Source organism: Microbacterium sp. SL75, assembly GCF_026625865.1.
Lineage (GTDB): Bacteria > Actinomycetota > Actinomycetes > Actinomycetales > Microbacteriaceae > Microbacterium.
In genome coordinates this window covers 2,422,080-2,440,736 of the sequence record NZ_CP113067.1, presented here as the reverse complement: position 1 = coordinate 2,440,736, position 18,657 = coordinate 2,422,080, and the positions used below count along the sequence as shown (strand labels likewise).

Here is an 18,657-nt window from a genome sequence, read left to right as displayed (position 1 = left end):
CCGCCGCCCCACCGCCGTGCGCGCGAGGCACACGCCCCAGCACGCGAAAGCGCCCCGACCCCCCACGTGGGGATCGGGGCGCTCGCTGCGCGACTCAGCGCTGGCGCTTCTCGCGAATACGCATGTTGAGCACGATCGGCGTGCCCTCGAAGCCGTAGATCTCGCGCAGGCGCCGCTGGATGAACCGGCGGTAGCCCGGGTCGAGGAACCCGGTCGTGAACAGCACGAATGTCGGCGGACGCGTCGCCGCCTGCGTGCCGAACAGGATGCGCGGCTGCTTGCCACCGCGCAGCGGGTGCGGGTGCTCGGCGACGAGCTCCGACAGGAAGGCGTTGAACTTTCCGGTCGGGATGCGGGTGTCCCACGACTCGAGCGCCTGCTCGAGGGCCGGCACGAGCTTGTCGAGGTGGCGACCGGTGCGGGCCGAGATGTTCACGCGCGGGGCCCAGGCGACGTGCGCGAGGTCCTGCTCGATCTCGCGCTCGAGGTAGCGGCGACGGTCCTGGTTCTCCATGTCGTCGTCGTTGAGGCGATCCCACTTGTTGAACGCCAGCACGAGCGCGCGACCCGACTCGAGCACGAGGTCGATGATGTTGAGATCCTGCACGCTGATGGGCTGCGACACGTCGATGACGACGACCGCGACCTCGGACTTCTCCAGCGCCGTCGAGGTGCGCAGTGACGCGTAGAAGTCGGCGCCCTGCGACAGGTGCACGCGGCGACGGATGCCGGCGGTGTCCACCAGCGTCCAGAGCTTGCCACCGAGCTCCACGACCTCGTCGACGGGGTCGCGGGTGGTGCCGGCGAGCTCGTTGACGACGACGCGCTCTTCGCCGGCCGCCTTGTTGAGGAGAGACGACTTGCCGACGTTCGGGCGACCGAGGATCGCGACGCGGCGAGGTCCGCCGATCTCGTATCGGGCGACCGCCGACACGTCGGGCAGCACCTTCATGATCTCGTCGAGCAGGTCGGCCACGCCGCGGCCGTGGATCGCCGACACGGGGTGCGGCTCGCCGAGTCCGAGGTTCCACAGGGCGGCGGCCTCGGGCTCGTGGCGGGCGTCATCGACCTTGTTCGCGATGAGGAAGACCGGCTTGCCGCTCTTTCGCAGCAGCTTCACGACGTGCTCGTCGGTCGAGGTCGCTCCCACCGTGGCATCCACCACGAACAGGACGATGTCGGCGAGATCGATCGCGACCTCGGCTTGCGCTGCGACCGAGCGGTCGATGCCCTTCGCGTCGGGCTCCCAGCCGCCGGTGTCGACCAGCGAGAAGCGCCGGTCGAGCCACTCGGCCTTGTAGGTCACGCGGTCGCGGGTGACACCGGGGGTGTCCTCGACCACGGCCTCGCGGCGACCGAGGATGCGGTTCACCAGCGCCGACTTGCCCACGTTCGGGCGGCCGACGATCGCGACCACCGGCAGCGCCGGCAGGAACTCGATCGCTCCCTCGCCCGAGGCGAGACCGGCGAGCAGCGCCGCGTCCTCCTCGTCGAGGTCGAAGTCCTCGAGGCCCGCGCGCAACGCTTCGGCCCGCTGTTCGGCGAGCACCTCGTCGAGCTGCTCCATCTTCTCGGCGAGCTGGTCGGGCCCGCCCTCGTACTCGTCTTCAACGCCCATCGCGGGCTCCCATCGTGGAGTCGACGACGCTCAGCACGGCGTCGACGGTCTGTTCGAAATCAAGGTGGGTCGAATCAACGACCTGCACGCCGGGGGCGGCGGTGAGGAAGTCGACGACCGTGGAATCAGCGGCGTCGCGCTGGTGGAGGGCGGCGGCGACCTTCGCGGCATCCTGATCCGTCAGCTCCGCACTGCGGCGCGCGGCGCGCACCTCGGGAGCGGCGGTGAGGAGGATGCGCACGGGGGCGTCGGGGAACACGACCGTGGTGATGTCGCGGCCTTCGACCACGACGCCCGGAAGAGCAGCGGATGCCACGAGCCGGCGGAACAGCTCGTTCACCGCGTGGCGCACCGCGGGAACGCGGGCCACGCCGCTCACGGCATCGGTCACGCGGGGTTCGCGGATGGCGGCGGTGACGTCGGTGCCGCCGACGCGTACCCAGCGATCGGTCGGGTCGAGCGAGATCGCGTAGTCGAAGTCGCCGAAGACCTCGAGCACCGCCGTCGCGTCGGAGGTGTCGGCCTCGTGCGCGAGGGCGTGCCAGGCGAGGGCGCGGTAGGCGGCACCGGTGTCGAGGAAGCCGTATTCGAGACGGGTGGCGGCGGCCTTGGACACGCTGGACTTGCCGCTGCCGGCGGGGCCGTCGATCGCGATGACGGCGGGGGCGGATGCCGAACCCTCGGCGGGCGCGGCGAGACCGGGCCGGAAGAGCGCGGAGGTGGAATCAGTCATGGGTGGTGCTCGCAATCCGCCAACCGCGCTGCTGGAGGCCGTCGACGGCGCGGCGGACCGCGTCGGGGACGACGCTGATCTCGGCCAGGCCGAACGGGGCTCCGGGCGAGTGCTCGAGGCGTAGGTCTTCGACGTTGACGTCGAGGTCGCCGAGCTCGCCGAACAGGCGCCCCAGCTGGCCGGAGGTGTCGTCGACCATGACGACGAAGGTATCGAAACGGCGATTCTGGCCGTGCTTGCCCGGCAGGCGCTCCACGCCCTCGTTGCCGCGGCGAATGGTGTCGGCGACCGCGCGACGTGCACCGGGCACCTCGGGATCGCGCAGGGCCCCGGCGACAGCGGTGAGGTCGGCGGCGAGCTGATCGAGCACCTCGACGACGGGCGCCGCGTTCGCCCCGAGGATCTGCACCCACAGTTCCGGAGCGGAGGCCGCGATGCGCGTCGTGTCGCGCACGCCCTGACCCGCGAGACGCAGCGAACCGTCGGGGGCCTCGACGAAGCGCCCGGCGAGAAGGCTCGCCACGAGCTGCGGAACGTGCGACATGAGCGCGACGGACTCGTCGTGCTCCTCCGGCGTCATCTCGATCAGGGTCGCGCCGAGATCGAGAGCGAGGCCCTCGACCAGGGAGAGATCGTGCGCGGAGGTCTCGCCGTCGCGGCAGACCACCCACGGGCGCCCCACGAAGATGTCGGCGCGGGCCGAGATGGCTCCGCCGCGCTCACGACCGGCCATGGGGTGCGAGCCGATGTAGTGGGTGAGGTCGACGCCACGTTCACGCAGCGTGCGCAGCGGCTCGAGCTTCACGCTCGCGACGTCGGTGACCACGGCATCCGGGAATGTCTCGAGCTCGCGCTGCACGACGTCGGCCGTGACATCGGGCGGAACAGCCACCACGATCAGCGAGGGCCTGTCGTCGGGTCGTTCGGCCCGACCGGCACCGTAGTCGATGGCGAGCCGCAGCTGCGACGGCGACGCGTCGACGAGCACGACGTCGACACCGCGGGCGGTGAGCGCGTGGCCGATGCTGGCTCCCAGCAGCCCCGAGCCGACGATGCGGACGGTGCCGCTCGTACGGGTCGCCAAAGACCCGGCCGCGCGCGCGGACGTTCCGTTGACTTCGCTCATCGGGTCTCCTGCCCTGGGCGGCGCCGCTGGCACCGCGAAGCGCCCGAGAGGCTCACTCCGCCGGATCGGCCGGAGCGCTGTCGTCCTGGCGGGACAGCGTGAGCAGGGCACCGCGTTCTACTGTAGTCAACTCGCGGGCCTTGCCCACCGGGAGAGTTCCCAGGTGGAGCGGTCCGAACTGCCGCCGGACCAACTCGATGACCGGGTGACCGACCGCAGCCATCATGCGGCGGACGATCCGGTTCTTGCCCGAATGCAGGGTCAGCTCGACCAGGCTCTCGCCGCGGGAGGCGTCGAGCAGGCGCGCCTTGTCGGCGACGATCCGCCCGTCTTCGAGGTCGACGCCCTTGATGAGGCGTTGGATCGTCTGGGGCAGCACCTGCCCCTCGACCTTGGCGATGTACACCTTGGTCACCCCGAACGAGGGGTGCGCGAGCACGTGCGCGAGGTCGCCGTCGTTGGTGAGGACGAGAAGACCGCTCGTGTCGGCATCCAGTCGTCCGACGTTGTAGAGGCGCTCCTCCCAGTCCTTCGTGTACTGGCGCAGATCGGGGCGGCCGCGGTCGTCGCTCATGGAGCTGACGACGCCGGTGGGCTTGTTGAGGATGACGTAGCGCTTGGACTCGTCGAGCTGGATGGCCGTACCGTCCACGTCGACGAGGTCGGTCTCGGGGTGGATGCGGCGGCCGAGCTCGGTGACGACGACGCCGTTCACTCGCACGCGTCCCTCGACGATCATCTGCTCGGCGACGCGGCGCGAGGCCACTCCCCTGTTCGCCAGCACCTTCTGCAGGCGGATGCCGTCCTCGCTCGCGGCTCCCGTCGAATCGTCGCTCATTTCAATACCTCTCCGTCGAATCCGTCCGAGCCGTCGTCGAGCAACGGCGAGATGTGCGGCAGCTCGTCGAGCGAGTTGATGCCGAGGTTGACCAGCAACTGGTCGGTCGTTCCGTAGTGGATCGCGCCCGTGTCGGAGTCAGTGAAGACCTCCGTGATGAGTCCGCGCGACAGCAGCGTGCGCACCACGGAGTCCACGTTCACCGCGCGGATGGATGCCACCTGCCCGCGCGTGACGGGCTGCTTGTACGCGATGACGGCCAGGGTCTCGAGCGCCGCCTGAGACAGGCGCGAGGGCGCCTGGGTGTTCACGAACTCGCCGACGACGTCGTCGTACTCTTCGCGTACGTAGAGGCGCCAGCCGCCGCCGACCTCGCGCAGCTCGAAGCCGCGGACCGGTCCCCCGGTCTGGCCGTCATAGTCGGCGACGAGCGCCTCGACGGCCTGGCGGACGGCCGGGACGGGCGCACCCACGGCGGCGGCGAGGCTGACGAGGCTCTGCGGCTCGTCGAGGACCAGCAGGATCGCCTCGAGGCGACGGGCGACGGATGCCGGATCGCTCGGGCGCGGGGCCGGAGCGGCGTCGGTGAGCTGTGGCGACGGGAACGTGGCGTCATCGGTCATAGTCGGCTCCCAGGGCGGCGAGGTTCTCTTCCGACCACCGCTCGGCGGTCCAGCGGAGCGTCAGCTCCCCCAGCGGTTCGAGCTGCTCGAACGACAGTGCCGCGTGGCGGTACAGCTCGAGGATCGACAGGAACCGAGCGACGACGACCCCGGTCTCGGTGACGCCGGCGACGAGGTCGCGGAAGTTCAGTGTTCCCGCCGATCGCAGCAGGGTCACCACGATCGCGGCCTGCTCGCGGATGCTCACGAGGGGCGCGTGCAGGTGGTCGAGACCCACCGTGGGGATCTGCTTGGGCGCGAAGGCGACGACGGCCAGCGCGGCGAAATCGTCGACGCTGAGGGTCCACTTCAGCTCGGGCACCGCGCTGCGGTACTTCTCATCGAGTCGCACGTTGCGCGTGTGCCGCTTGTCCTCGCGCTGCAGGCACCGGGCGAACCACGCCGACACCTCCTTGAAGGCGCGGTACTGCAGCAGGCGCGCGAACAGCAGGTCGCGAGCTTCGAGGAGCGCCACCGACTCGGCATCGACCAGCTCCCCCTGCGGGAGGAGGCCGGCGATCTTCATGTCGAGGAGGGTCGCGGCGACGACGAGGAACTCGGAGGCCTCGTCGAGATCGCTCTCCGGGCCCATCTCGCGCAGGTACGCGATGAACTCGTCGGTCACGCGGCTCAGTGCGACCTCGGTGATGTCGAGCTCGGCGCGCGCGATGAGGGTGAGCAGCAGGTCGAAGGGTCCGTCGAAAACGGGGAGGGTGACACGGAAGCCGGGGGCGTCGGGGGTTCCAGACCCGTCGACGGCCTCGAGGACCGATGGCACCGCGAGGCCGGTGCCGGCGGGGGCGTCGTCAGGCGACGGCGCCACGGGCGACCAGCTCCCGCGCCAACCGCAGGTAGGCCTGGGCGGCTGCGTGCTCGGGAGCGAACTCGGTGATCGGCATGCCCGAGACCGAGGCATCCGGGAACTTCACCGTGCGACCGATGACCGTCTCGAGCACGTCGTCGCCGAAGGCCTCGACCACGCGCTCGAGCACCTCGCGCGAGTGGAGCGTGCGGGGGTCGTACATCGTGGCGAGGACGCCGTCGAGCTCGATCGCCGGGTTGAGGCGATCGCGCACCTTGTCGATGGTCTCCACGAGCAGGGCGACACCGCGGAGGGCGAAGAACTCGCACTCGAGCGGGATCAGCACGCCGTGCGCGGCGGTCAGGGCGTTGACGGTCAGCAGACCGAGCGAGGGCTGGCAGTCGATGAGGATGACGTCGTAGTCCGCCGCGACCTTGCGCAGCACCCGGGCGAGGATCGTCTCGCGCGCGACCTCGTTGACGAGGTGCACCTCGGCGGCCGAGAGGTCGATGTTCGCGGGGAGGATGTCGAGACCGTCGACGCGCGTCGAGACGATGACCTCGCGGGGGTCGCGCTTGGTGTCGAGCAGCAGGTCGTAGATGGTCGGCACATCGTGCGTCTGGATGCCCAGGCCCGCCGACAGCGCGCCCTGCGGGTCGAAGTCGATCGCGAGAACGCGACGACCGTAGCCCGCGAGCGAGGCCGCCAGGTTGATCGTGGTCGTCGTCTTGCCGACGCCGCCCTTCTGGTTGCAGAGGGCGATGATGCGAGCCGGGCCGTGGCTGTCGAGCGGCTTGGGGGTGGGGAACCCCTGGTAGGGGCGACCGGTGGGTCCGAGGATGACCTCGTCTGCGCCCGTCTTCTGGCCCTTTGTGCTCGCCGACACCGAGTCTCCCGCCTTCGTCATAACGTCCCCGAGTCTAGCCGCCGCCCGCCGCCGAGCCCGTGTGACCCGCGGGTGGTCGCCGCCTCGGCACACGGCATCCCTCCGCCCCGCACGACCTCAGCGATTCGCACGACCTCAGCGCGAGAGGACCACGTCCCGCTGAGTCTGCGCGAATCACTGACCTCGCGCGCGCCGCAGCCCGGCCCGCGGTCCCCGCACCTGTCGAAGGACCGCAACCCGTCGCACAACCTCCGTGATTCGTACACCCTCCGCGCGAAAGGCCCGCATCCCGCTGAGGCTGCGCGAATCACTGACCGTACGTCGAAGCCCGCTTCGCGTCGACCGCCCGCGCGCGCCGCACCTGCACGACCACCGCCAGCGCGAGCGTCAGCGCCGCCCAGGCCGCGGCGACCTTCGTCAGCACGCCGTAGATGAGGTGCGTGGGCGTGTAGTCCGCGCCGAACCCGCCCTGCACCGCGAGCGCGACGAGCGCGGCACCGACCAGCGCGACCGGGAGCGAGAGCCACCACGCCGCGCGGGCGGCATCCGGGATCACCCTCCGCACCGGGTGCGGCGCGTGCCGCGACAGCCACACGAGAGCGAAGATGGCGAGCACGAGCAGGCCGAACGCGCTCGACGCATGCTGCAGCCACTTCGCGCCCGTGAACATCCCCCACTGCCCCGAGAGCGCCGGGAACAGTTGCTCCCCCACCCGGCCTTCGTGCGTGAACAGGTCCCACGCGATGTGCGAGACGACGCCCAGCGCGAGCGAGACGACGAGCCACAGGATGCCGACGACTCCCCCGCCCACGCTCTCGCGCAGCGCCGTGCGGGCACCGGCATCCCACTCCGCCGGCAGGCGCTCCGCGACCGCGCGCGGCAGCAGCTCCCGGCTCGCCGGTCGCAGCACGCACCGCCACACGAGCAGGAGCACGAACGCCACCACGACGGTGATCGGCACCCACGCGAAATCGTGCGTGAGTCCGTAGCCGGGCCACATCCCGCGAACGAAGAGCGGCAGGTCCGGAGTCATCGCCCCGATCGCGATCGCCGCCGGAACCAGCCGCGTGCGCAGGAAGGGCAGCGCGACGACGGCGTGGCTCGGTGTGAACGGCATGTCAGCTCAGGAACAGCCCCGCGAGCGTCTTCTTGCCGCGGCGGAGCACCGAGACACCGCCGGGGAGCGTGCCCTCGACGACCGCCTCGTCGCTCGTGACCTTCTCGCCGTCGAGCGAGACACCGCCCTGCGAGATCGCTCGTCGCGCTTCGCTGAGGCTCGCGCACAGCCCCGTGGCGGTGAGCGCTTCGACGACGGTGGATCCGGCGGCGACGGTCGCGTGGGGCAGCTCCTCGAGCGCACTGCGCAGCACGGCGGCGTCGAGCACGGTCATATCGCCCTGCCCGAACAGCGCCTCGGTCGCGGCGATGACGGCCTCGGTCGCCTCGACGCCGTGCACGGTCGTCAGCACCTCACGAGCGAGACGCTTCTGCGCCGCACGACGGAACGGCTCCGCCTCGACGAGGGTCTCGTACTCCTCGATCTCGGCGCGCGTGAGGAACGTGAACACCCTGAGGCGCTCGATCACGTCGCGGTCGTCGGTGTTGAGCCAGAACTGGTACATGACCCACGGACTGCACATCTCGGCATCGAGCCAGATGGCGTTGCCCTCGCTCTTGCCGAACTTCGTGCCGTCGCTGTTGGTGATCAGCGGCGTGCCGATGGCGTGAACCGAGCCCCCTTCGACGCGGCGAACGAGATCGGTGCCGCTGGTGAGGTTGCCCCACTGGTCGCTGCCGCCGGTCTGCAGGATGCAGCCGTACTGGCGGAACAGCTCGAGGTAGTCCATGCCCTGAAGGATCTGGTAGCTGAACTCGGTGTAGCTGATTCCGGCCTCGGAGTTCAGGCGCGCGCTGACCGCGTCTTTCTTCAGCATCGTGCCGACGCGGAAGTGCTTGCCGATCTCGCGGAGGAAGTCGATGGCGCTGAGCGGCGCCGTCCAGTCGAGATTGTTGACGATGCGCGCGGCGTTCTCGCCCTCGAAGCTGAGGTAGCGCTCGACCTGATCCCGGAGTTTGCCGACCCACTCGGCCACCGTCTCGGGCGTATTCAGGGTGCGCTCGGCCGTCGGGCGAGGATCGCCGATCAGGCCCGTCGACCCGCCGACGAGCCCGAGTGGGCGGTGCCCGGCGAGCTGCAACCGGCGCATGGTGAGCAGCTGCACGAGGTTGCCCAGGTGCAGGCTCGGGGCGGTCGGGTCGAAGCCGCAGTAGAACGTGATGGGGTCGCCACCGAGGAGCTCGCGCAGCTCGCCCTCATCGGTCGAGACGTGCACCAGACCGCGATACACCAGCTCGTCCCAGACGTTGTCGAAGGTCGGGTCGTTGGCGGGGGCGAGGGCGCTCACGGGCGCCGCATCGGTGGAGGCAGACACCGGTTTAGGCTATCAGCGGGGGTGTCCGAGTCCGGATGCCATCGCCCGGGCGCTCAGCGGGGTCGCCGCGGAGACTGGCCGGCGGCGGGCGGCTCAGCGGGAAGAAGCAGCGTTCTCGAAGCCGTCTCCCTCGGTGATGACCATCGACCGTGTCGGCCTCAGTCGGTGTCCCTCGCGCGACGCGTCAGTGCGCGTGCACGCCCCACCACACGAGGAATGCGACCGCGAGCGAGGTGACCCAGCTCACGAGGCTGCCGATGAGGAAGTACTCGGCGCGGTCTCCGTCGTCGCGGTCGCGCGAGATCTCGGGGAATCGCACGATTCCCTTCGCCGCGAGCACCGCGGCGAGCAGCGTGTACGCCCCGGTCAGCGTCAGCACGAAGACGAGGATGCGCTCGAGCGGCCCGATGAGTCGACCGCCTCTGAGGGTCGGCACCGCGTCGCGCTCGGGATCGGCCGCGCGCCCGCCCATCTCGGACCGCAACGCGATGCGCACCACCGCGTTGCCCGACTCCAGCAGGAACACCAGCGAGCCGATGACGAGGACGGCGACGTCGATCGACGCCGACGCCCCCGGCCGATAGGCGGCCCACGCCTCGCCGAGCAGGCCCGGCCGCTCGCGCCCCGGCGCGATGACCACGCACGCCGCTGCGGCGAGCGCGAGCAGGGCGACCGGCCACAGCCCCGCTCGAGCGGGACCGTCTTCGGGCACGACCCACGTCCAGATGGCGGCGACGGCGACGGCGAGGAGCCCGGCGATCACGGCATCCAGTCCCGCCGAGACGACGACGAGAGCTAGGGATGCCACGGCGAAGGCGAGCCAGCGCCGCGTGCGGATCATCTGACGGATGAGGTCGACCGCGCCCACCGCGAGCAGCAGGAGGCCGGCGGCGATCATGAGCGCACCCGCGCGGTGAGAGCCGCGAAGCCCTCGACGAGAGCGGCGGAGCCTGCGGCGGAGAGCGCCTGCGATACCGCGGACTGACTGATGCCCTCGATGTCGGCGAGTTCGCGCTGAGAGCGTCCGACGCAGCGTCCGTAGGTCAACCGACGCGATCGCTCGCTCATGGCCGACACGAGCTGGTCGCGGCTCAGGGCGTAGGCGCGGGCCAGCGCGATGGTCTCGGTCATGCTGGCATCCTGCCCCTCGGCGAGAACGATCCAGGTGCGCGCGAGCGGCGCGGCGCGGGTCTGCAGCCGTTCGATGTGGTCGATGGCCTCTCGAGCGGCCCACCATGCCGGACCCTCGGGGACGGTGCGGTCGGCGAGCTCGATCGGTCGCACCTCCCCCACTCCCACACCGAAACGGCAGTCGACGTCGTCGGGCAGGGCCAGGCGCAGCAGCAGGAGCGAGGCGAGCGCACCGGAGAGGTCGTCGTACTCGCCTTGCAGCTCGTCGCCCACGACGGGCGCGAGGGGGCCCCCGGCGACGGGCAGATCATGCTGAACCATGCGCACCGACTCGACGATGGCCCGCTGCGCGCCGGCGCGATCGTCGAGTCGCCGAGAGGCGATGATGTCGGCGATCACAGCGACGGTCATGAGATAAGTCTAACGCTTATTATCTCGTCTTGATAAGCGAATAGCTGATACTCAGGCGATGAGTGAGCGAGATGCCGCCTGCGCCCGGGCCACCAGCTCTTCGCGCTGTTCGCGCACGCGCTCCGGAGCAGTACCGCCGACACCCGTCCGGCTCGACACGGACCCCTCGATCGTCAGCACCTCGCGCACCCGCGGGGTGAGCTGGGGCGACACCGAGGCGAGCAGAGCGTCGTCGGCGTCTTCGAGTCCGATCTCGCGCTCCTCACACGCCCGCACCAGGGCCCCCGAGATCTCGTGGGCATCGCGGAAGGCCACCCCCTGACGCACCAGCCATTCGGCGACGTCGGTCGCGAGCGAGAAGCCCTGCGGGGCGAGCTCGGCCATGCGATCGGTGTGGAAGCGGAGCGTGGCGATCATGCCCGAGAACGCGGGCAGAACGAGCTCGAGGGTGCGCACCGAGTCGAAGACGGGCTCTTTGTCTTCCTGCAGGTCGCGGTTGTACGCCAACGGCAGGCCCTTGAGCGTCGCCATCAGCCCCGACAGGTTGCCGATCAGGCGGCCGGCCTTGCCACGCGCGAGTTCGGCGATGTCGGGGTTCTTCTTCTGCGGCATGATGCTCGAGCCGGTCGAGTAGGAGTCGTCGAGGGTGACGAAGCCGAACTCGCGGGTGTTCCAGAGGATCACGTCTTCGGCGAGGCGCGAGAGGTCGACGCCGATCATCGCGGTGATGAAGGCGAACTCGGCGACCACGTCGCGCGAGGCGGTGCCGTCGAGGGAGTTCTCGGCCGGACGGGCGAGACCGAGGCGGTCGGCCACCAGCTGGGGGTCGAGGCCGAGGGTCGCCCCGGCGAGCGCACCGCCGCCGTACGGCGAGACCGAGGCGCGCACCGACCAGTCGCGCAGGCGCTCGAGGCCGCGGACGAGAGCCCAGCCGTACGCCTGCAGGTGGTGGGCGAGGAGCACGGGCTGCGCGTGCTGCAGGTGGGTGCGACCGGGCATGATCGCGCCCTCGTGCGCCTCGGCCTGAGCGACCAGGGCGTCGATGAGGCGGAGGAGCTCACGCGTGATGGTGCGCGAGTGATCGATCAGGTACAGCCGCACGAGAGTGGCGATCTGGTCGTTTCGGCTGCGACCCGCGCGGAGCTTGCCGCCGAGAGCCGGGCCCACGGTCTCGATGAGCACACGCTCGAGAGCCCCGTGCACGTCTTCGTCGCCGGGTGCGGCGAGCAGCGAGCCGTCCTGCACGCGGGCCGCGAGCTCGTCGAGGCCGTCGTGCATGGACTGCGCCTCGTCGGCCGTGAGATACCCCGCCGCCTCGAGAGCGGCGGCGTGGGCGTGCGAACCCTGGATGTCGTAGAGCGCGAGATCCCAGTCGAAGTGGGTCGAGCGGCTCAGCGCCGCCAGTTCGGGAGACGGTCCGCCCGAGAAACGGGCTCCCCACAGGGCGCCCTCGTTCGTCGATTGACCGGTCTCGCTGCTCATGGCGTCCAGCCTACCGAGGGCCACCGACGCCGCCGTCGGCGCGCGGCCCGAACCGGTGACGCTCCCCGTGCCACACTCCGGAGAAATCGCGCCCGCCGGCACCGACCACGCCAGAAACCGGCCCCCGGCGCACGTTCCTCCGGAGTTCCGCACACCCCGCGCCGCGCACCCCGAGGCCAGGCCCCCGGCGTCAGCGGTGAGGTGTGACCGGCGGCCGGGTATCCCGTCCGACGATTAGACGCACGACGGCGTCGACGAACATCTCGAGCGGGCCGCGGCCGATCGTGAGCGCCCAGACCGTGCAGCCCACGATGAGCCCGAGCGTCAGGGGGACGAACAGCCCCGCCTCGCGGATGCCGACGAGGTCGGACGTGTCGCCCAGCAGGGCGGAGGCGACGATGGCCCAGACGACGAGTTGCAGCACGTACGCGGTCAGCGGCATCGACCCGACGGCGCGCAGCGGCACCGCGACCCAGCGCAGCGGCGTGCGGCACAGCAGCAGGCACACCCCGATCGTCAACAGCGCGAAGCCGCCGGAACCGATGACCTCCCACAGTCCCGAAGAGTGGTCTTCGGCGGTCAGCACCGCCGCGAGATACGGATCCCCCGCCGCCACCGGGGCCGTGGCGATCGCGAAACCGTACCCGGCGAGCGCGAGCGAGGCGCCCGCCATGGCGAGCAGCGCCTGATCCGTGACGTTGCGCAGGTCGAGTCGGCCCACGCCCATGCCCGCCAGCAGGAACGCGATCCACACGGTGAACGGGTACGCCCACCCCACGGCGGCCTCGAGCTCGGCTCCCGCCGGACCCGCCCAGATCGGCGCCGCGTCGAGGAACGGCTGGATCCACGGCATGACGATCGCGAGCACGCCGGCGGTCAGGAACAGATTCCGCGCACGCATGCCCAGAAACGGCAACGCCAGCACGAACAGCAGCGCGTACGCCGGGAGGATGACGTAGACGGGCACTCCCGTCATCACCAACGACAGGCCGATCACCCAGAGCAGGGCTCCGCGCAACGCCAACCGGGCGGCCGCGCGGGGTCGTCGCTGCGGGGCGAGCGGCCGCGGTCCACCGGTGACGAGGGCGATCGAGACCCCCGCGAGCACCGCGAAGAGGATCGACGAACGACCGTTCACGACGGTGACCCACGTGCTCGGATCCGGTGTGAAGGTGCGCTCGGTGTCGAGCAGGTGCGCGGCGAGCATGCCCAGGACGGCCAGCCCGCGCGCGAGGTCCACGCCGACCAGCCGGCCCGGTCCGTCGAAACGGGACCAGGCGCGGCCGAGCGGCGAAGAGGTCACTGCTGACGCAGAAGCCACACCAGGAGCGCCTTCTGGGCGTGCAGACGGTTCTCGGCCTCGTCCCAGACGACGCTCTGCGGCCCGTCGATGACCTCGGCGTCGACCTCGTAGCCGCGGTCGGCGGGCAGGCAGTGGATGAAGATCGCGTCGTCGTCGGCGCGCGCCATGAGCTCGCCGGTGACCTTGAAGCCGCCCAGGTCGCGGATGCGTGCGATCTTCTCCTCCTCTTTGCCCATCGAGACCCACGTGTCCGTGACGACGACGTCGGCTCCGGATGCCGCGGCCTCGGGGTCGGCGAGCAGGGTGATCGACCCGCCGGTCTCGGCGGCGATGCGCTCGGCGTCGGCGATCACGTCGGCGCGCGGCGCGTAGTCGGCGGGGGCCGCGACACGCACGTGCATGCCGGCGGTGACTCCCGCGAGGACGTACGAGTGGGCCATGTTGCTCTGACCGTCACCGAAGAACGACAGGGTCAGGCCCTTCAGCTCGCCCTTGTGCTCGCGGATCGTGAGCAGGTCCGCCAGCAGCTGGCACGGGTGGAAGTCGTCGCTGAGCGCGTTCACCACGGGAACGCGCGTCCCGCGCGCCATCTCTTCGAGACCCGCCTGCGCGTAGGTGCGCCACACGATCGCGGCGACCTGGCGCTCGAGCACGCGCGCGGTGTCGGACGGGGTCTCCTTGCCGCCGAGCTGGCTGTTCGCGGTCGAGATGATCAGCGGGGAACCGCCGAGGTCGGCGATCCCGACCGCGAACGAGACACGCGTGCGGGTCGACGACTTGTCGAAGATCACGGCGACGGTCTGAGGGCCCTCGAGCGGCTTCTGCGCCCAGCGGTCCTTCTTCAGCTCGATCGCGAGGTCGAGGATCTCGGCCTGCTCGGCCGGGGTCAGGTCGTCGTCACGCAGCAGGTGGCGGGTCACGCGGGGGCTCCTTCGAGGATCAGGGCATCGGAGACGGTGGCCAGCGCGGCACCGAAGAGGTCGAGGAACGCCGAGACCTCGGCATCCTGGATCGTCAGGGGCGGCGCGATGCGGATCGAGTTGTCGTTCGCGGCGTTGACCACCAGGCCGTGCTGCTGGGCGGCGGCCACCACGGCCTTGGCGACGGGGCTGTTGAGCCCGATGCCGAGGAGCAGACCGCGACCGCGCACGCCCGACACGAGCGGGGAGCCGAGGGCGGCGATCCCCTCGCGCAGCTGGATCTCGCGGCGGGCGGCGTTCTCGACCAGTCCCGCCGACTCGATCTCTTCGAGCACGGCCCCGCCGACGGCGGTGCCCAGGGCGTTGCCGCCGAAGGTCGAGCCGTGCGTGCCGGGGAAGAAGAGGTCGCTGGCCGCGCCGAAGGTGATGAGCGCGCCGATCGGGAAGCCGCCGCCGATGCCCTTGGCGACCGTGATCGCGTCGGGGACGATCCCGGCGTGCTGGAAGCCGAACCAGGCGCCCGTGCGACCGGCACCGGTCTGGATCTCGTCGACGATCAGCAGGGCCCCGTGGCGCGCGGTGATCTCGCGCGCAGCCTGCAGGTAGCCCTCGGGCAGCTCGACGACCCCGGCCTCGCCCTGGATGGGCTCGACGAGCAGCGCCGCCACGCGCTCGTCCATCGCGGCCTCGAGAGCGTCGATGGTGGCGTCGATGTGCTCGACGCCCGGCACCATCGGCAGGAAATCGGCCTGCAACGAGGGCTTGCCGGTGAGGGCGAGAGCACCCATCGTGCGGCCGTGGAAGCCGCCCTTGAGGGTCAGGATCCGGGTGCGGTCGGTACCGCGACCGTGCAGGCGCGCGAGTTTGAGAGCGGCCTCGTTGGCCTCGGCACCCGAGTTGCCGAAGTACACACGGCCCGACTCGCCCGTGCCCGCGAGACGCTTCAGGCGCGCGGCCATCGCCAACTGCGGGGGCGTGGCGAAGTAGTTCGAGACGTGCGCGAGCGTCGCCGCCTGCGCCGAGACGGCCTCGACGAAGACGGGGTGGGCGTGGCCCAGGGCGTTCACGGCGATGCCCGCGAGGAAGTCGAGGTACTTGGTGCCCTCGCTGTCCCAGACGTACGCGCCTTCTCCGCGCACGAACAGCGCCATGCGGTCGCCGAAGCTGCGGACCAGGTCGCGTCCGGCGTCGTCCTGCCAGGTTGCGGTGGTCATGCGACCACCTCCGTTCCGATTCCCTTGCTGGTGAACAGTTCGACGAGCACCGAGTGCGGTACGCGTCCGTCGATGATGGCCGCGGTGGGCACTCCCCCGTCGACGGCGTCGAGACACGCCTGCATCTTCGGGATCATCCCCGACTCGAGCTTCGGCAGCATCGCGCGCAGCTCCGTCGAGGTCAGGTGCGACACCAGCGAGTCACGGTTCGGCCAATCGGCGTAGAGCCCGGGGACGTCGGTGAGCACGACGAGCTTCTTGGCGTTGAGGGCCGTCGCGAGCGCCGCCGCCGCGGCATCCGCATTCACGTTCAACGAGGTGCCGGGGTTGTCGAGGTCGGGCGCGATGCTCGAGACGATCGGCACGCGGCCGGCGGCCAGGTGGTCGAGGACCGGCTGCGGGTCGACCGTGACGACATCGCCGACACGACCGAGATCGTGCTCGACACCGTCGACGACGACGCCGCGACGGCGGCCGCCGAAGAGTCCCGCATCTTCGCCGCTCAGGCCGGTGGCCAGGGGGCCGTGGGCGTTGACCTTCGCCACCAGCTGCGGGTTGATCTGCCCGGTCAGCACCATGCGGACCACGCTGATCGCCTCGGTCGAGGTCACGCGGTAACCGCCGCGGAACTCGCTCGGGATGTCGAGGCGGTCGAGCATCGACGAGATCTGCGGGCCGCCGCCGTGCACGACGACGGGCTTGACGCCGACGTAGCGGAGGTAGGCGATGTCGGCGGCGAAAGCGTTCTGCAGCTCGTCGCTGACCATGGCGTTCCCGCCGTACTTCACCACCACCACCTGGTCGCGGTACTTGCGCACCCAGGGCAGCGACTCGACGAGCGTGACCGCCCGTTCGCTCGCCTGGGCGGGATCGGTGTCTTGGAGATCGACGTGGGTCATGAGGAGTAAGCGCTGTTCTCGTGGACGTAGTCGTGCGTGAGGTCGTTGGTGCGGATCGTCGCCGTCGCCACGCCGACGCGCAGGTCGATGACGAGGTCGGTGGCGCGCGGGGTGAGGTCGACGTCTTCGCGGGGGCGGTCGGGGCCGCCGGCGGTGCACACGCGCACCCCGTTCATCCATACGTCCACGTCGTACGGGTCGAAGGCCGCGTCGGTCGTGCCGATCGCGGCGAGCACGCGGCCCCAGTTGGGGTCGTTGCCGAAGATCGCCGCCTTGAACAGATTGTTCCGAGCGACCGAGCGACCGACCTCGACGGCATCGTCCTCGCTCGCGGCGTTCACGACCTCGATCGTGATGTCGTGGCTGGAGCCCTCGGCATCGCCCTGCAGTTGCGCGGCCAGATCGTCGCACACCGCGGCGAGCGCGGCGGCGAACTCATCGGCATCCACGCGGATGCCACTGGCTCCGCTGGCGAGGAGCGTGACCTGGTCATTGGTCGACATGCACCCGTCGGAGTCGAGGCGGTCGAAGCTGACCCGCGTCGCAGAGCGAAGGGCCGCGTCGGCCTCGGCGGCGTCGAGCACGACGTCGGTCGTGAGAACGACGAGCATGGTCGCCAGGCCCGGGGCGAGCATGCCGGCGCCCTTCGCCATCCCGCCGATCGACCATCCCTCACCGGCGTGGACCGCGCGCTTGGGCCGGGAGTCGGTGGTCATGATCGCCAGCGACGCGTCTTCTCCGCCCTCGGCGGACAGGGCGGCCACGCCCTCGTCGACGCCCCGCAGAACCTTGGCCCGGAACGCCTCGTCCCCCGTGCCGATGAGGCCGGTGGAGCACACCACCACATCGCCCGCCCCGACGCCGAGGAGCTCGGCGGCGCGCTCAGCGGTTTGATGAGTGGTCTGGAAGCCGAACGAACCGGTAAAACAGTTGGCCCCGCCGGAGTTCAGGACGACCGCCTCGATCGTGCCGTCCTTGACGACCTGCTCCGACCAGAGGATCGGGTTGGCCTTGGCGCGGTTCGACGTGAAGACGGCGGCACCCACTTTGAGCGGGCCGCGGTTGACCACGAGGGCGACGTCGCGCGCGCCGGTCGATTTCAGGCCGACCGCCACACCGGCGGCCTCGAATCCTGCGGGGGCGGTCACGCTCACGGGGCGACTCCGTTCAGGGGAAGGGCGGTGGTCTCGGCGAGACCCAGCGCCAGGTTCATGGACTGGATGGCAGCGCCGGCGGTGCCCTTGACGAGATTGTCGACCGCCGCGACGACCGTCACCCGGTTCGCCGCGCGATCGATCGCGATTCCCATCGATGCGATATTGGCGCCGAGCACGTCGGCCGTCCGCGGGAAGACGCCCTGGGGAAGCAGCTCGACGAAGGGCTCGTCGGCGTAAGCCGTCTCCCAGGCACCGCGGATCTCGGCATCCGTCACTCCCTCCCGGATCGGAGCGGACGAGGTGGCGAGGATGCCGCGCGACATCGGAACCAGAACGGGAGTGAAAGAGAGCCGTACGCCGTCGCTCGGCGCTCCGGCTGCCACCAGCGCCTGGCGGATCTCGGGAATGTGACGGTGCGTACCGCCAACGGCATATGGGTTGGCGGAGCCGAGGATCTCACTCGCGAGGAGGTTCGTCTTGGCCGACTTCCCGGCACCACTGGGACCCACGGCGAGCACCGACACGATGTCGAAAGGATCGATGACTCCGGCGGCGACACCGGGAGCGAGGGAGAGAGCGACGGTGGAGGCGTTGCAGCCGGGAGCGGCGATACGCGCGGCCCCGCGGAGGTTCTCGCGCTGCTTTCCCCCCGCGACGGGCAGTTCGGGGACGCCGTAGGCCCACGGGTCGGGGTGAGCCCCGCCGTAGAACGCCGCCCAGTCCTCCGCCGAGGTGAGGCGGTGGTCGGCACCCGCATCGATCACGAGCGGGGTCTCGGCCAGGGCGTCGGTGTACTGCGCGGACTGCCCGTGCGGCAGGGCGAGGAACACCACGTCGTGCCCGGCGAGCACCTCGGGAGTCGTCGGTTTCAGCTCGAGGTGCGCGAGGGAACGCAGGTGCGGCTGGTGGGCGACGAGGGGCTGCCCCGCGCTGGAGTGCGCGGTGACGGTGCGGATCTCGACGTCGGGATGAGAGGCCAGGAGGCGGAGGATCTCGCCGCCCGCATAGCCGGAAGCGCCGGAGACGGCGACCGAGAGGGTCAT

The 18,657-nt window shown here is 70.6% G+C and carries 18 protein-coding genes; all 18 read right to left on the bottom strand.

The annotated features are described in order from the left end of the window. Window positions 1-94: 94 nt before the first annotated feature. Window positions 95-1,618 (bottom strand): ribosome biogenesis GTPase Der, encoded by a 1,524-nt coding sequence (der, locus tag OVA17_RS11415; RefSeq protein ID WP_210076496.1) that lies wholly within the window; start codon window positions 1,616-1,618, stop codon window positions 95-97. Then, on the bottom strand, window positions 1,608-2,351 hold the full coding sequence (gene cmk / locus OVA17_RS11410; RefSeq protein WP_267786664.1) for a (d)CMP kinase: 744 nt from the start codon (window positions 2,349-2,351) through the stop codon (window positions 1,608-1,610). The genes der and cmk overlap by 11 nt, the downstream gene beginning before the upstream one ends. Then, entirely contained in the window at window positions 2,344-3,477 is a 1,134-nt protein-coding gene (locus OVA17_RS11405; protein WP_267786662.1) for a prephenate dehydrogenase, read from the bottom strand. The genes cmk and OVA17_RS11405 overlap by 8 nt, the downstream gene beginning before the upstream one ends. A 52-nt stretch (window positions 3,478-3,529) precedes the next feature. After that, window positions 3,530-4,315 (bottom strand): pseudouridine synthase, encoded by a 786-nt coding sequence (locus OVA17_RS11400; RefSeq protein ID WP_267786661.1) that lies wholly within the window; start codon window positions 4,313-4,315, stop codon window positions 3,530-3,532. After that, window positions 4,312-4,938, bottom strand: a complete 627-nt coding sequence (gene scpB, locus OVA17_RS11395) for an SMC-Scp complex subunit ScpB (RefSeq protein WP_267786660.1) — start codon at window positions 4,936-4,938, stop codon at window positions 4,312-4,314. Before scpB ends, OVA17_RS11400 begins: the two co-directional genes overlap by 4 nt. Further along, window positions 4,928-5,800 (bottom strand): segregation and condensation protein A, encoded by an 873-nt coding sequence (locus OVA17_RS11390; protein ID WP_420712417.1) that lies wholly within the window; start codon window positions 5,798-5,800, stop codon window positions 4,928-4,930. The genes scpB and OVA17_RS11390 overlap by 11 nt, the downstream gene beginning before the upstream one ends. Beyond that, window positions 5,784-6,686, bottom strand: a complete 903-nt coding sequence (locus OVA17_RS11385; protein WP_267786659.1) for a ParA family protein — start codon at window positions 6,684-6,686, stop codon at window positions 5,784-5,786. The genes OVA17_RS11390 and OVA17_RS11385 overlap by 17 nt, the downstream gene beginning before the upstream one ends. Before the next feature lie 286 nt (window positions 6,687-6,972). Beyond that, entirely contained in the window at window positions 6,973-7,782 is an 810-nt protein-coding gene (locus tag OVA17_RS11380) for a DUF4184 family protein (protein ID WP_267786658.1), read from the bottom strand. 1 nt (window position 7,783) lies between these two features. After that, on the bottom strand, window positions 7,784-9,097 hold the full coding sequence (tyrS, locus tag OVA17_RS11375) for a tyrosine--tRNA ligase (protein WP_267786657.1): 1,314 nt from the start codon (window positions 9,095-9,097) through the stop codon (window positions 7,784-7,786). Window positions 9,098-9,281: 184 nt separating this feature from the next. After that, the gene (locus OVA17_RS11370) at window positions 9,282-9,995 is read right to left on the bottom strand and encodes a hypothetical protein (RefSeq protein ID WP_267786655.1); all 714 of its coding nucleotides are present in this window, start codon (window positions 9,993-9,995) and stop codon (window positions 9,282-9,284) included. Further along, window positions 9,992-10,639, bottom strand: coding sequence for a SatD family protein (locus tag OVA17_RS11365; protein WP_267786653.1), 648 nt, complete (start codon window positions 10,637-10,639; stop codon window positions 9,992-9,994). The genes OVA17_RS11370 and OVA17_RS11365 overlap by 4 nt, the downstream gene beginning before the upstream one ends. A gap of 51 nt (window positions 10,640-10,690) precedes the next feature. Next, window positions 10,691-12,121: an argininosuccinate lyase gene (gene argH, locus OVA17_RS11360; RefSeq protein ID WP_210071846.1), complete on the bottom strand. Its 1,431-nt coding sequence runs from the start codon at window positions 12,119-12,121 to the stop codon at window positions 10,691-10,693. Between the two features lie 190 nt (window positions 12,122-12,311). Then, on the bottom strand, window positions 12,312-13,424 hold the full coding sequence (locus tag OVA17_RS11355; RefSeq protein WP_267786652.1) for a heparan-alpha-glucosaminide N-acetyltransferase domain-containing protein: 1,113 nt from the start codon (window positions 13,422-13,424) through the stop codon (window positions 12,312-12,314). Then, window positions 13,421-14,344, bottom strand: a complete 924-nt coding sequence (gene argF / locus OVA17_RS11350; protein ID WP_210071848.1) for an ornithine carbamoyltransferase — start codon at window positions 14,342-14,344, stop codon at window positions 13,421-13,423. The genes OVA17_RS11355 and argF overlap by 4 nt, the downstream gene beginning before the upstream one ends. Then, window positions 14,341-15,558, bottom strand: a complete 1,218-nt coding sequence (locus OVA17_RS11345) for an acetylornithine transaminase (protein WP_267786651.1) — start codon at window positions 15,556-15,558, stop codon at window positions 14,341-14,343. The genes argF and OVA17_RS11345 overlap by 4 nt, the downstream gene beginning before the upstream one ends. Next, entirely contained in the window at window positions 15,555-16,457 is a 903-nt protein-coding gene (gene argB / locus OVA17_RS11340) for an acetylglutamate kinase (protein WP_210071850.1), read from the bottom strand. Before argB ends, OVA17_RS11345 begins: the two co-directional genes overlap by 4 nt. Continuing rightward, on the bottom strand, window positions 16,454-17,611 hold the full coding sequence (gene argJ, locus OVA17_RS11335) for a bifunctional glutamate N-acetyltransferase/amino-acid acetyltransferase ArgJ (RefSeq protein ID WP_267786650.1): 1,158 nt from the start codon (window positions 17,609-17,611) through the stop codon (window positions 16,454-16,456). The genes argB and argJ overlap by 4 nt, the downstream gene beginning before the upstream one ends. Beyond that, window positions 17,608-18,657, bottom strand: coding sequence for an N-acetyl-gamma-glutamyl-phosphate reductase (gene argC, locus OVA17_RS11330; protein WP_267786649.1), 1,050 nt, complete (start codon window positions 18,655-18,657; stop codon window positions 17,608-17,610). The genes argJ and argC overlap by 4 nt, the downstream gene beginning before the upstream one ends.

Excerpts from the sequence above, each read along its gene's own strand:
- argH (WP_210071846.1), bottom strand. The coding sequence starts at position 12,121 with ATGAGCAGCGAGACCGGTCAATCGACGAACGAGGGCGCCCTGTGGGGA.
- OVA17_RS11385 (WP_267786659.1), bottom strand. The coding sequence starts at position 6,686 with ATGACGAAGGCGGGAGACTCGGTGTCGGCGAGCACAAAGGGCCAGAAG.
- der (WP_210076496.1), bottom strand. The coding sequence starts at position 1,618 with ATGGGCGTTGAAGACGAGTACGAGGGCGGGCCCGACCAGCTCGCCGAG.
- OVA17_RS11400 (WP_267786661.1), bottom strand. The coding sequence starts at position 4,315 with ATGAGCGACGATTCGACGGGAGCCGCGAGCGAGGACGGCATCCGCCTG.
- OVA17_RS11365 (WP_267786653.1), bottom strand. The coding sequence starts at position 10,639 with ATGACCGTCGCTGTGATCGCCGACATCATCGCCTCTCGGCGACTCGAC.
- cmk (WP_267786664.1), bottom strand. The coding sequence starts at position 2,351 with ATGACTGATTCCACCTCCGCGCTCTTCCGGCCCGGTCTCGCCGCGCCC.
- OVA17_RS11405 (WP_267786662.1), bottom strand. The coding sequence starts at position 3,477 with ATGAGCGAAGTCAACGGAACGTCCGCGCGCGCGGCCGGGTCTTTGGCG.
- scpB (WP_267786660.1), bottom strand. The coding sequence starts at position 4,938 with ATGACCGATGACGCCACGTTCCCGTCGCCACAGCTCACCGACGCCGCT.
- OVA17_RS11380 (WP_267786658.1), bottom strand. The coding sequence starts at position 7,782 with ATGCCGTTCACACCGAGCCACGCCGTCGTCGCGCTGCCCTTCCTGCGC.
- argB (WP_210071850.1), bottom strand. The coding sequence starts at position 16,457 with ATGACCCACGTCGATCTCCAAGACACCGATCCCGCCCAGGCGAGCGAA.
- argC (WP_267786649.1), bottom strand. The coding sequence starts at position 18,657 with ATGACCCTCTCGGTCGCCGTCTCCGGCGCTTCCGGCTATGCGGGCGGC.
- OVA17_RS11345 (WP_267786651.1), bottom strand. The coding sequence starts at position 15,558 with ATGACCACCGCAACCTGGCAGGACGACGCCGGACGCGACCTGGTCCGC.
- OVA17_RS11370 (WP_267786655.1), bottom strand. The coding sequence starts at position 9,995 with ATGATCGCCGCCGGCCTCCTGCTGCTCGCGGTGGGCGCGGTCGACCTC.